Here is a 12979-nt window from a genome sequence, read left to right on the forward strand (position 1 = left end):
AGAAAAATGGAAAGTTTTAGAACAGAAATAGAAAATCCGATAGTTCAAAAAGAGATTATCGATTTAGAAAAAAAGATTCATTTATTCCGTGGAGGAAAAATTGATGATGAGCGTTTTCGTAGTCTTCGTTTAGCACGCGGTATTTACGGGCAACGCCAGGAAGGTGTTCAAATGATTCGTATTAAATTGCCTTATGGTAAAGTTACCAGCGAGCAATTGGTGCGTATAACTAAAGTTTCTGACGAATATTCTACAGGACGTTTGCACATTACAACGCGTCAGGATATTCAGATTCACTATGTGAGTTTAGACCGAACTCCGGAACTTTGGGCAAATTTGGCTAAAGACGATGTTACCCTGCGTGAAGCTTGTGGAAATACCGTTAGAAATATTACAGGAAGTGAATTGGCTGGTGTAGATGTAGACGAACCATTTGATGTTACGCCTTACGCACATGCTTTGTTTCAATATTTATTAAGAAACCCGATTTGTCAGGAAATGGGACGTAAATTCAAAATTTCGTTCTCATCATCTGATGAAGATACAGCTTTGAGTTATTTACACGATTTAGGATTTATTCCGAAAATTGTTGATGGCGTTCGTGGTTTCAAAATCATGTTTGGTGGAGGTTTAGGATCTCAGCCAGCGCATGCTGAATTGCTTTCAGAATTTGTTCCGGCAAACGAAATCATCCCGACAGCAGAAGGAATCATCCGTATTTTTGACCGATATGGCGAACGTGCAAAAAGAATGAAAGCACGTATGAAATTCTTGATCAAAGAAATGGGAAGAGATGTTTTCCTTGATTTGGTTGAAAAAGAGAAAAAAGCAATCGCTTTTGAAACATACGAAATTGATACAACCGCTTTTGACGGACCAATTGCTGAACCTTTATTAGAAGTTCCGCAAGTTACAATTGAAGATACTAAAGCTTATGAAGCCTGGAAAAAATCGAATGTAATTGCTCAGAAACAAGCAGGTTATTACGCGATAGGAATCAAAGTTTTATTAGGAGATTTTTATACTGATAAAGCGAGATTATTAGCCGCTTTAATCAAAAATTACGCAGCAAATGAATTACGTTTTTCATTGCGTCAAAATATTGTAATACGTCACGTAAAAGAAGAGAATTTACCTTTCTTTTATCAGGAATTAGCCAAATTAGACTTTGTTCATTTAGGTTATAATTCTACTGTAGATATTACGGCATGTCCTGGTACTGATACTTGCAACTTGGGGATTGCAAGTAGTACCGGTATTGCAGAAGAATTAGAAAGAGTAATAAATGCTGAATATCCGCAGTATTTAAATAACCGCGAAATCGAAATTAAAATTTCTGGTTGTATGAATGCTTGCGGGCAACACAATATGTCTGCAATTGGTTTTCAGGGAATGTCTATCAATTCTGGAAAATTAGTGGCTCCGGCTTTGCAGGTATTATTAGGTGGAGGAAGATTAGGAAACGGAGAAGGACGTTTTGCTGATAAAGTAATTAAAATTCCAAGTAGAAGAGGTCCGGATGCATTGCGTACGATCTTAAATGATTTTGACAAAAATGCAAATGGAGAAAAATTCCTAAACTATTACGATCAAAAAGGAGAGAAATATTTTTATGAGATTTTGAAACCTTTCGCAGATGTAACCAATTTAACAGAAGCTGATTTTGTAGACTGGGGTAACGCTGATAACTACGTAAAAGCAGTTGGAGTTGGAGAATGTGCTGGTGTTGTGATCGATTTAGTAGCGACTTTATTATTAGAAGCTAAAGACAAATTGACTTTCGCGCAAGAATCTTTTGACGAAGGAAAATGGTCAGATGCTATTTACCACGCTTACGCAGGATTTGTAAATGGAGCTAAAGCTTTATTGCTTTCAGAAAACGAAAAAACAAACAATCACGCAGGAATTGTTGATTTGTTTGATAATGTTTTCATCGTAACAGGAAAAATCGAATTGGCAACATCATTCAAAGAATTAGTGTATCAAATCAATCAAAATGAGCCTTCAGAAGCTTTTGCAAAACAATACATTCAGGAAGGAATTGCATTTTTTGATACCATTGAAAAATATAGAGCTCAAGAATTAGCAAATGCATAATACAATAAAACCAAAAGTAACTTTAGTCGGTGCAGGTCCCGGTGATCCGGATTTGCTTACGCTGAAAGGCGCAAAGGCATTGGCTGAAGCGAATGTGGTTTTGTATGATGCATTGGCCAATGAAGAAATACTAGCTTACGCACCCAAAAATGCAATTAGAATTTTTGTTGGTAAAAAAATTGGGAATCACGCTTATACGCAAGATCAGATCAATCAATTAATTGTTGATAACGCGCTGACTTACGGAAATGTGGTTCGTTTAAAAGGCGGGGATCCGTTTATTTTTGGGCGTGGAAGCGAAGAAATAGAATTTATTGAAAGCTTCGGAATCGAGACTGTTGTGGTTCCTGGAATTTCTTCAGTAGTAGCAGTTCCCGCAAGTCAGGGGATCTCCATTACAAAAAGAGGCGTTTCAGAAAGTTTTTGGGCAATTACAGGAACAACATCTGACAGAAAATTATCTGCAGATGTAGCACTGGCCGCACAGTCATCAGTAACAGTTGTGATTTTGATGGGAATGCACAAATTGCCTCAAATTATCGATTTGTTTCAAAAAGAAGCCAAAGGAGATTTACCCGTAGCGATCATTCAAAACGGAACAACTTCAGAAGAAAAAGTAGGAGTTGGGACAGTAAATTCAATTTTAGAAATTGTAAAAGAGAAGCAATTGAGTTCGCCCGCAATTATTGTTCTCGGAGAAGTTGTAAGGGAGAGCAACAAATTAAAAGGCTTTTACGAAGAATTTCTATCAAAAGAAATCGTTCGATAAGATATAAATCATCTAATTTTGATTAGTTGAAAATAAATTAAAATGGAACAGAATGAATTATATCCAATATTCTTAAAGCTTCATAATCTGAATGTGTTGATTGTGGGTGGAGGAAATGTCGGATTAGAGAAGCTTTCTTTTTTGCTAAAGTCAAGTCCAAATGCAAATGTTGAGATCGTAGCGCCGGACTTTCATTTAGAGATTAAAGTTTTAGCAGAGAATCATCCCTCAATTAAATTGACGGAATCGAAGTTCAAAAAGAAAATGCTCAAAAAGCGCCATATGGTAATCGCTTGTACCGATGATTTAAAAGTCAACAAAAAGGTATACGATTTATCCCGAAAGCGTTATTTGATTTGCAATATCGCCGATACACCCGATTTATGTGATTATTATTTAGGCGGAATCGTAACAAAAGGGAATGTAAAAATTGCCATTTCGACCAACGGAAAATCGCCAACAACCGCTAAAAGATTGCGGGAGTTTTTTGAAGAGGTAATTCCGGAAGACATCAACCAAATGGTAGAAAATCTAAACGAATACCGAAAGACACTGAAAGGCAATTTTGAAGATAAGGTTAAAAAAATGAACGAAATTACCGCTTCATTGAAAAATAAAGAGTAGAAAATTACGCAAAGAAATCAATGACAAAAATCATTGATTAAAGAATAATTTATTCGTTTCTTTGTATTATTAAGAATGATTATAAACAACAACCATAATGATTAAAACAGATATACTTATAATTGGAGCAGGCCCTACAGGTTTATTTGCCGTTTTTGAGGCAGGACTATTGAAATTAAAATGTCATATTTTAGATGCTTTACCACAAGCAGGAGGACAACTTTCAGAATTGTATCCAAAAAAGCCTATTTATGATATCCCTGGTTTTCCAGAAGTTTTAGCAGGAGATTTAATTGATAACTTACAAGAACAAATTAAGCAGTTTGAGCCAGGTTATACATTAGGAGAAAGAGCTGAAACAATCGATAAACAAGAAGACGGAAGTTTCATTGTAACATCAAATAAAGGAACTAAATTTCACGCGCCGGTTATCGCTATCGCAGGAGGTTTAGGAAGTTTTGAGCCACGCAAGCCACTTATTGAAGATATCGAGTTTTACGAAGATAAAGGAGTAAAATACTTCATCAAAAATCCAGAGAAATTCAGAGATAAAAGAGTTGTAATTGCAGGAGGAGGAGATTCAGCTTTAGACTGGAGTATTTTCTTAGCGAATGTAGCTTCAGAAGTAACTTTGATTCACAGAAGAAATGAATTTAGAGGAGCTCTTGATTCTGTAGAAAAAGTGCAGGAATTAAAAACATCTGGAAAAATTAAATTAATTACGCCTGCAGAAGTAATCGGAATCAACGGTGCTGAGCATGTTGAATCCTTAGATATCGAAGAAAACGGGGCACACCGTAAAATCGAAACAGACTTCTTTATTCCACTTTTCGGATTGACACCAAAATTAGGTCCAATTGGAGACTGGGGATTAGATATAGAGAAAAATGCAATTAAAGTAAACAACGCCTTAGATTACCAGACCAATATTCCTGGAATCTTTGCCATTGGAGACGTAAATACTTACCCAGGAAAATTAAAATTGATTCTTTGTGGTTTCCACGAAGCAACTTTAATGTGCCAGGCTGCGTACCAAATCATTAATCCAGGTAAAAAATACGTATTGAAATATACCACAGTTTCTGGAGTAGACGGTTTTGACGGAACACGTAAAGAAGCACCGAAAGCAGTTGTAAAAGCGATTGTTTAATTTGAGGGGCTAAGGTTCTAAGGTAATGAGGTACTAAGATTTTTATAAAGCTCAAACTTTTAGTTTGAGCTTTATTTTTTAATCCCGTAGGGATGCTATGTTTATAGAATAAGGATGCCTAATGAAAAAAAAGCCCCAGCAGGGAGACATACCTCAGTACCTTAAAAAAAACCTTAGAACCTCAGAATCTTAGTCTCTCAGAACCTTCAAAAAAAAACTTGCAAGTCGCAAGGCTATTTCATACCTTTGCACCGTTCCTAAATTTATTGAAAGTTATCACGAAAGGCGGAGGGATAGACCCGATGAAACCTTAGCAACCCTTTATCATAAAGAAGGTGCTAAATTCTACTTTAGACTAATTCATAGTATTAAAGATAGATAACACAAATACATAAAGTATTTCCTCAACTTTTCCTGACAACCTTACAATATTATTTTACTGAATTCACAGTTTAATGAGCGAATTATTGGCGCATTTATGCCAACATCGTTCCCGCTGTCCACAATATCTTTCATCCGCCGCGGCGGATAAAAGGATATTTGCTCCCATCGGGGCTAATTGGCCGGCGATAGTGAATTTTTGGAATTAATGTGAATCAAAATATCGAAATAAAGGGACGGGTTTCTAAAACAGCCAGTTTAAAATCGGAATTATAATTAAAAAAAAGCTTAGTGTCTTAGCGTCTTCGTGGCAAAAGACAAAAAAAATGGCAATAACAATTCAGGAAGCAATTAAAAAAAATATCCTAATCCTTGACGGAGCAATGGGAACAATGTTGCAACGCTATAATTTCTCAGAAGAAGATTTCAGAGGAGAGCGTTTCAAGGATTTTCCACATCCGTTAAAAGGAAACAACGATTTACTATCCATAACACAACCACAAGCGATCCGCGATGTTCACGCAGCGTATTTTGACGCCGGCGCAGACATTGTAGAAACCAATACTTTTTCAGGAACTACGATCGGTATGGCCGACTATTTCCTGGAAGATTTGGTTTACGAATTAAACTACGAATCGGCTAAAATTGCCCGTCAAGTAGCGGATGAATTCACGGCTAAAAATCCAGACAAACCACGTTTTGTAGCCGGTTCAATCGGACCAACAAACAGAACGGCAAGTATGTCGCCAGATGTAAACGATCCGGGTTACAGAGCTGTAACATTTGACGATTTGCGTATCGCCTACAAACAACAAGTAGAAGCCTTAATGGATGGCGGATGCGATTTACTTTTGGTAGAAACGATTTTCGATACGTTAAACGCAAAAGCAGCACTTTTCGCAATCGAAGAAGTAAAAGACGAGCGTAATCTGGATATTCCAATCATGGTTTCAGGAACCATTACCGATGCTTCAGGAAGAACACTTTCTGGTCAAACCGTTGAAGCGTTTTTGATTTCAGTATCACATATTCCGTTATTGAGTGTAGGGTTCAATTGCGCTCTTGGAGCCGATTTATTGAAACCGTATTTAAAAACATTATCTCAGCATACACAGTTCAACGTTTCAGCACATCCAAACGCAGGTTTGCCAAACGCATTCGGACAATACGATGAAACGCCGGAACAAACCCAGGCCCTAATCAAAGAATATTTGGATGATAATTTAATCAACATCATCGGTGGTTGTTGCGGAACAACTCCAGATCATATTAGATTAATTGCTGAGGTTGCGAAGGGTTACAAGCCGAGAGTAGCACCCATTTTTGCGTAATAATTATGGAAGTAAAGAACGATGCGAAAGCAAATTATTTGGCAGCAGTTGGTTTTGTAGCTGTAATAATTTTTATAATTCTTTTTAGTCGTAAGGAGGCTGATCAATCTGAAAAGTATAGAAAGACATTTAAGGGAGAAACGATTGCACTTACAACTAGAATTAAACATGCAGGTAAAACTAGTTCTTTGAGATATTATTTTTATACAAGCAAAAAAGTTTTAGCTGAAGTTTCTAGCAGAGATTACAATCTTGTAGACAAATTTTATAAAGTAAAATACGATTTGAATAATCCTGAAGAAAACTATATAGTTTTAGAAGAAGAATTAGAACCTGATTCAATTTCACTAGTTAAAGCAGGTTTTACTAAAACTAAATATTACATATATGATGCAGGGGTAACTTGCAAGTATATTGAGAATTCAAAATGGAAATAAAAGTTCCGGAGGAACGAAATATAAGTTCAAAGATTTGAAAAATTTATTTCAAAAACGACAATTGAAATCGTGAAAAAATAAATCGTCTTTTGAAACCGATATCGCGTGAGGGATAGAAGTGAAAAGCCCGCAGACCAATGCAGTGATAACGAAATTGGTCGAGGACTTGTAACGGATAGCCCTGTTCGCCTTTTTCGGCGAACACGCCCAAAATAAGATTATTAAAAAACGAATATACCTACAAGGTTTCGAAAACCTTGCAGGAAAAAAAAGAATAAAAAAAAAACTCAGAACCTTAGAATCTCAGGATCTTAGTAACTTAAAAAGAAAATGGCAGAAAAAAGAAGAGACCTTGTATTAGCAGGATTAGAACCGTTGATTATTACGCCCGAAAGTGTTTTTGTAAACGTTGGGGAACGTACGAATGTAACAGGTTCGCGAAAATTCCTTCGTTTAATCAAGGAAGAGAAATATGACGAGGCGCTTGATATTGCAAGACAACAAGTTGAAGGTGGAGCACAAATCATCGATATTAATATGGATGAAGGAATGCTTGATGGTGTTCAGGCAATGACAAAATTCCTGAATTTAATTGCATCAGAACCGGATATTTCGAGAGTGCCGATTATGATCGACAGCTCGAAATGGGAAATTATTGAAGCAGGTCTTAAAGTAGTACAAGGAAAAAGCGTTGTAAACTCGATTTCGTTGAAAGAAGGCGAGGAAGCCTTTATTCATCATGCCAAATTAATCAAACGATACGGAGCGGCGGCAATCATTATGGCTTTTGACGAAGTGGGTCAGGCCGATAATTACGATCGAAGAGTTGAGATTTGTCAACGTTCGTATGATATTTTGGTTAACAAAGTTGGTTTTCCTCCGCAGGATATCATTTTCGATTTAAATATTTTCCCAGTTGCAACCGGAATGGAAGAACATCGCTTAAATGCTTTGGACTTTTTTAGAGGTACAAAATGGGTTAGAGATAACTTGCCTCACGCACATATTAGTGGCGGAGTAAGTAACGTTTCATTCTCTTTTAGGGGAAATGATCACGTTCGTGAAGCGATGCACTCGGTGTTTTTATACCACGCGATCAAGAACGGAATGACGATGGGAATCGTGAATCCGGAGATGCTTTCGATTTACGATGATATTCCGAAAGATCTATTAGAGCACGTTGAAGACGTAATTTTAAATAGACGCGACGACGCGACAGAACGACTTTTAGATTTTGCTGAAAACGTAAAAGGCGAAGTAAAAAGTGATGAAAAAGCGATTCAGGAATGGCGTTTAGGAACGGTTCAGGAGAGAATTACGCATTCATTAGTAAAAGGAGTTGATGCTTTTATCGAAGAAGATGTTGAAGAAGCAAGATTAGCGGCTACAAAACCAATTGAAGTTATCGAAATTAATTTGATGACGGGAATGAATGTGGTTGGAGATTTATTCGGAAGCGGAAAAATGTTCCTGCCTCAGGTGGTAAAATCGGCACGTGTAATGAAAAAAGCGGTTGCTTATTTATTGCCTTATATTGAAGCAAGTAAACAAGCCGGAGACAAACAAGGAAACGGAAAAATATTGATGGCGACTGTAAAAGGGGACGTTCACGATATTGGTAAAAACATCGTTTCGGTGGTTTTGGCCTGTAACAATTACGAGATCGTAGATCTTGGTGTTATGGTACCTCCCGAAAAAATTATTGCCGCTGCGATTGAACATAATGTAGACATTATTGGTTTAAGCGGACTGATCACACCTTCGCTTGACGAAATGGTGTATCTGGCAAAAGAATTAGATAAACAAGATATTAAAATCCCGATTATGATTGGTGGAGCAACCACTTCGCGTGCGCATACTGCCGTGAAAATCGCTCCACAATATAGAGAAACTGTAATCCACGTAAACGATGCTTCGCGCGCCGTGACCGTTGCAGGAAATCTATTAGATCACAATCGTAAAATATATGCAAGTGATATTCGTGCAGAATACGATTCGTTTAGAGAAACGTTTTTAAATCGTTCAAGAGATAAAAATTTCTTAAGCATTGAAGATGCCCGTAAAAACAAAATGCAATTAGACTGGAGCGAATACACGCCAACCAAACCAAAATTTATTGGAAAACAAACCGTTGAGGTTGATCTGGATGTTTTGGTTCCGTATATCGACTGGACGCCATTTTTTCAAACTTGGGAATTGCACGGAAAATATCCTGCGATTTTAACGGATGAGGTTGTGGGTAAAGAAGCCACTTCTCTTTTTGCAGATGCTCAGGCGATGCTTAAAGTAATTTTGGCTGAGAAAAAACTACAAGCAAAAGGTATTTACGGAATTTTTCCTGCAAATCAGGTTGATGATGACGATATCGAATTGCGTGATGAAAACGGAAAAGTTTTAGAGAAATTCTTAACACTTCGTCAGCAATCACAAAAAACAAAAGGCGCACCGAATATTGCATTGTCTGATTTTATTCTGCCAAAAGAAAGCGGAATAGCAGATTATATGGGAGCATTTTGTGTGACAACCGGTTTTGGTGTAGACGAATGGGCAGCAGAATTTGAGAAGGATTTGGATGATTATAATTCGATTATGGTTAAGGCATTGGCCGATCGTTTTGCGGAGGCTTTCGCTGAATATCTTCACGAAAAAGTTCGTAAAGATTTCTGGGGTTATGATAGAGAAGAATCTTTAACAAACGAAGAATTGATTAAAGAAAATTACAAAGGAATTCGTCCGGCTCCAGGATATCCAGCTTGTCCGGATCACCTGGAAAAACCAACCATTTGGAAACTTTTAAATGTGGCCGAAGAAATTGGAGTGACTTTGACAGAAAGTATGGCGATGTGGCCAGCTTCATCAGTTTCCGGATATTATTTCGGAAATCCAAAAAGCAGGTATTTTGGACTAGGAAAAATAAAAGAAGATCAGGTGGTAGATTACGCCAAACGACGCAATGTACCAACAGATTATGCGATGAAATGGTTAAACCCTAATATAGCAGACTAAAATATAGTCATAAAGTCAAAAGTCATAAAGTCTCAAAGAATGTAACTTTCGACTTTCGACATTCAGACTTTAAACTAAAAGATTGATTTATGTTTTTTGATTCAGATTTTTTACACAAACAACTCAAAACTCATAATTCATAACTCATAACTTAAATAATGAAAGTAACAGAACATATAGAAAACGCCAAAGGAAATACCTTATTCTCATTTGAACTTATTCCGCCTCAAAAAGGGAAAAGTATTCAGGAATTATACGATAATATTGATCCGTTGATGGAGTTTAAACCACCGTTTATTGATGTAACGACTTCTCGCGAGGAGTATATTTATATTGACAAAGGAAACGGGCTTTTAGATAAAAAATTGACTCGTATGCGTCCGGGAACGCTTGGAATTTGCGCTTCTATAAAACATAAATACAATGTAGATACTGTACCGCATTTGCTTTGCGGAGGTTTCACGCAAGAAGAAACAGAATACATGTTAGTTGATTGTCAATATTTGGGAATCAATAATGTGATGGCACTTCGTGGAGATGCTATGAAAGACGAACAATCTTTTGTTCCTAAATTAGGTGGAAATCATTTTGCTATCGATTTGGTAAAACAAATCAATAACCTGAATTGCGGAAAATACCTGCATGAAGTTATGGATGTTGACAATAAAGCTGATTTTTGTATTGGTGTTGCCGGTTATCCCGAGAAACATTTAGAATCACCATCTTTACAATCAGACTTAAAAAGACTGAAAGAAAAAGTAGATGCAGGTGCTGATTACGTGGTAACACAAATGTTTTTTGATAATGCTAAATATTTTGAGTTTGTAGCAAAAGCAAGAGAAATAGGCATCACAATTCCGATTATTCCCGGAATTAAACCAATTGCAGTTCAAAGGCATTTACAAATTTTACCACAGATTTTCAGAATCGATTTACCAGAAGATTTAATTGATGCTGTCGATAAATGTAAAAATAATGCTGAAATCAAACAAGTCGGAATCGAGTGGGCGATTCAGCAATCTCTTGAACTAAAAGCAGCGGGAGTTCCGGTTTTGCACTATTATTCAATGGGTAAATCTGAGAATATTCGCCAGATCGCGAGTCAGATTTTTTAATATAAGTAGAATGCTTTAATCTTTGTCAAAGTTTTAAACTTTGACAAAGATATTGCTAGCTTGGAATTTGGAATTTAAAGGTTGAATTTTTTTAAATTTAAACATTATGGAAAAAGAAGAATTACAAGCAATCGCGGCTCAGTTAAAACATCCAACAGGAGAAAAAGGGATAGAAATGGCCAACATGATGCATGAAACCAACATCAACATGACGCGTCATTCTATTCAAAATCTAAATGTAAAAGCCGGAAATGCTATTTTAGAATTAGGTCATGGAAATGCGGGACATGTCGAATTTATATTCGAACAAGCCGAAAACCTGAAATACTACGGACTCGAAATGTCTGAATTAATGTTTCAGGAAGCGCGCCAGATCAACAGAAATTTTGTGTCTCAAAAACAAGCTTTCTTTTCACTTTATGATGGAGACGCAGTTCCGTTTCAGGATGCCTTTTTTGACAAAATATTCACGGTTAATACCATTTATTTCTGGCAGGAACCAGACAAATTGCTTTCAGAAATATATAGGGTTTTAAAACCAAATGGCCTATTCTGCATCACTTTTGCAGAAGAAAGTTTTATGAAACAATTGCCTTTTACCAAATTCGAATTTGAACTTTACAGCACTGAAAAAGTGGAGCAATTAATCCAGAAAACAGCTTTTAAAATCTTATACAAAGAGACTTTAACCGAAAAGGTCAAAACGAAAACAGGCGAATTGGTGGATCGGGACTTTACTACGATTGTTTTAGAAAAATAATTTTTGAACTCTTTTTTTGAGTAATTTAATTGATTTTTATTTTCAAGTTCCATTTCGGCAAATCCTAATACTTTAAAAAATTATGGAGGTTAAAAAAATCAATTTTCTGCAAAGCTACAGCAGTATTTTATTACTTCTTGGTGGAATTATAGTTGGGAGTATTTTAGGGTTATTTTATGGTAAAGATGTCTTGGTTATAAAACCACTCGGAGATATTTTCCTAAACTTACTTTTTACAGCCATTATTCCGCTTATATTTTTCACAATTGCTTCTTCTATTGCCAATTTAGAACGAACAGAAAAATTAGGAAAATTGTTTATTATTATGATCGCCGTTTTTCTGGCGACCATCCTTATTTCTGCAATTGTCATGATTTTTGCAGTTTATCTTTTTCCTATTCATCAAAATATCATCATTTCTAAAGTTCCGATAGAAAATATTCAATCAGGAAGTATCGGAGATCAGATAGCGCAATTGCTGACCGTAAATGATTTCTTCGAATTATTGTCCCGAAAAAGTATGTTGGCGTTGATTATATTTTCTTTTTTGATTGGATTTGCGAGTTTGCAGTCGGGCGAAAAAGGAAGTGCTTTCAGAAGTTTTTTGGATTCAGGAAATGAAGTCATGAAACAGCTTTTGAATATGATTATGAAATTGGCGCCAATAGGTTTGGGCGCTTATTTTGCGTATCAGGTTGGGGTTTTTGGCCCACAATTATTTGGTGTTTATGCCAAACCGTTAGGAGTTTATTACGGTGCTTGTACTTTTTATTTCTTTGTATTTTTTAGTTTGTACGCTTTGGTTGCCGGTGGGAAAAGAGCTTTTAAGGTATTTTGGGGCAACAACATTACGCCGGCTTTAACGGCAGTTGGGACCTGCAGCAGTATTGCCACCATTCCTGCAAATCTCGAAGCTGCAGAAAAGATGGATATTCCAAAACATGTTCGCAATTTGGTCATTCCGCTTGGTGCGCCTTTGCATAAAGACGGTTCGAGCATGTCTTCTATTTTAAAAATAACGGTTCTTTTTGCCATGTTTGGAAAAGATTTTACGGAGCCTTCAACGATACTTTTAGCCTTAGGAATTACCGTAATTGTTTCGATTGTTGAAGGCGGAATTCCGAATGGAGGTTATATAGGAGAAGTTTTAGCGATAACCGTTTATGGATTACCAATGGAACAAGCTTTGCCAGTGGCTATGATCTTGGGAACATTAGTTGATCCAATTGCGACTTTATTAAACGTAAACGGCGATTTGATTTGTTCGATGATGATTTCGCGATTTTCTGAAAAGACCAAATGGTAAATA

10 protein-coding genes and 1 riboswitch are annotated in these 12979 nt (G+C 36.6%); all 10 genes read left to right on the forward strand.

What is annotated here, in order from left to right:
* Positions 1–6: 6 nt before the first annotated feature.
* Positions 7–2097, forward strand: coding sequence for a HEPN domain-containing protein (locus Q7C23_RS18005; protein ID WP_375033804.1), 2091 nt, complete (start codon positions 7–9; stop codon positions 2095–2097).
* Positions 2090–2866 carry a uroporphyrinogen-III C-methyltransferase gene (gene cobA / locus Q7C23_RS18010; protein ID WP_375033805.1) on the forward strand — a complete coding sequence of 259 codons (777 nt, stop codon included), beginning with the start codon at positions 2090–2092 and terminating at the stop codon, positions 2864–2866. Before Q7C23_RS18005 ends, cobA begins: the two co-directional genes overlap by 8 nt.
* 42 nt (positions 2867–2908) lie before the next feature.
* The gene (locus Q7C23_RS18015; protein WP_375033806.1) at positions 2909–3490 is read left to right on the forward strand and encodes a bifunctional precorrin-2 dehydrogenase/sirohydrochlorin ferrochelatase; all 582 of its coding nucleotides are present in this window, start codon (positions 2909–2911) and stop codon (positions 3488–3490) included.
* A 97-nt stretch (positions 3491–3587) separates the two neighbouring features.
* Positions 3588–4640: an NAD(P)/FAD-dependent oxidoreductase gene (locus Q7C23_RS18020; RefSeq protein WP_121322507.1), complete on the forward strand. Its 1053-nt coding sequence runs from the start codon at positions 3588–3590 to the stop codon at positions 4638–4640.
* A gap of 270 nt (positions 4641–4910) precedes the next feature.
* Positions 4911–5025: riboswitch (SAM riboswitch) on the forward strand.
* A gap of 322 nt (positions 5026–5347) precedes the next feature.
* Complete coding sequence (locus tag Q7C23_RS18025) at positions 5348–6352, forward strand: homocysteine S-methyltransferase family protein (protein ID WP_375033807.1); 1005 nt, start codon at positions 5348–5350, stop codon at positions 6350–6352.
* A gap of 5 nt (positions 6353–6357) precedes the next feature.
* Positions 6358–6789: a hypothetical protein gene (locus Q7C23_RS18030; RefSeq protein ID WP_375033808.1), complete on the forward strand. Its 432-nt coding sequence runs from the start codon at positions 6358–6360 to the stop codon at positions 6787–6789.
* Positions 6790–7119: 330 nt separating this feature from the next.
* Positions 7120–9795, forward strand: coding sequence for a methionine synthase (gene metH / locus Q7C23_RS18035; RefSeq protein ID WP_375033809.1), 2676 nt, complete (start codon positions 7120–7122; stop codon positions 9793–9795).
* A gap of 158 nt (positions 9796–9953) precedes the next feature.
* Positions 9954–10910 (forward strand): methylenetetrahydrofolate reductase [NAD(P)H], encoded by a 957-nt coding sequence (metF, locus tag Q7C23_RS18040; RefSeq protein WP_072970423.1) that lies wholly within the window; start codon positions 9954–9956, stop codon positions 10908–10910.
* Positions 10911–11016: 106 nt separating this feature from the next.
* Positions 11017–11670, forward strand: coding sequence for a class I SAM-dependent methyltransferase (locus Q7C23_RS18045; protein ID WP_375033810.1), 654 nt, complete (start codon positions 11017–11019; stop codon positions 11668–11670).
* A gap of 82 nt (positions 11671–11752) precedes the next feature.
* Entirely contained in the window at positions 11753–12976 is a 1224-nt protein-coding gene (locus Q7C23_RS18050; RefSeq protein WP_375033811.1) for a dicarboxylate/amino acid:cation symporter, read from the forward strand.
* Positions 12977–12979: the final 3 nt, after the last annotated feature.

Origin of the sequence: Flavobacterium sp. LAR06 (genome assembly GCF_041946075.1) — a bacterium.
Classification (GTDB): Bacteria; Bacteroidota; Bacteroidia; order Flavobacteriales; family Flavobacteriaceae; genus Flavobacterium.

Coding starts and splice junctions, on each gene's coding strand:
- Q7C23_RS18005 (WP_375033804.1), top strand. CDS start 7: ATGGAAAGTTTTAGAACAGAAATAGAAAATCCGATAGTTCAAAAAGAG.
- cobA (WP_375033805.1), top strand. CDS start 2,090: ATGCATAATACAATAAAACCAAAAGTAACTTTAGTCGGTGCAGGTCCC.
- Q7C23_RS18015 (WP_375033806.1), top strand. CDS start 2,909: ATGGAACAGAATGAATTATATCCAATATTCTTAAAGCTTCATAATCTG.
- Q7C23_RS18020 (WP_121322507.1), top strand. CDS start 3,588: ATGATTAAAACAGATATACTTATAATTGGAGCAGGCCCTACAGGTTTA.
- Q7C23_RS18025 (WP_375033807.1), top strand. CDS start 5,348: ATGGCAATAACAATTCAGGAAGCAATTAAAAAAAATATCCTAATCCTT.
- Q7C23_RS18030 (WP_375033808.1), top strand. CDS start 6,358: ATGGAAGTAAAGAACGATGCGAAAGCAAATTATTTGGCAGCAGTTGGT.
- metH (WP_375033809.1), top strand. CDS start 7,120: ATGGCAGAAAAAAGAAGAGACCTTGTATTAGCAGGATTAGAACCGTTG.
- metF (WP_072970423.1), top strand. CDS start 9,954: ATGAAAGTAACAGAACATATAGAAAACGCCAAAGGAAATACCTTATTC.
- Q7C23_RS18045 (WP_375033810.1), top strand. CDS start 11,017: ATGGAAAAAGAAGAATTACAAGCAATCGCGGCTCAGTTAAAACATCCA.
- Q7C23_RS18050 (WP_375033811.1), top strand. CDS start 11,753: ATGGAGGTTAAAAAAATCAATTTTCTGCAAAGCTACAGCAGTATTTTA.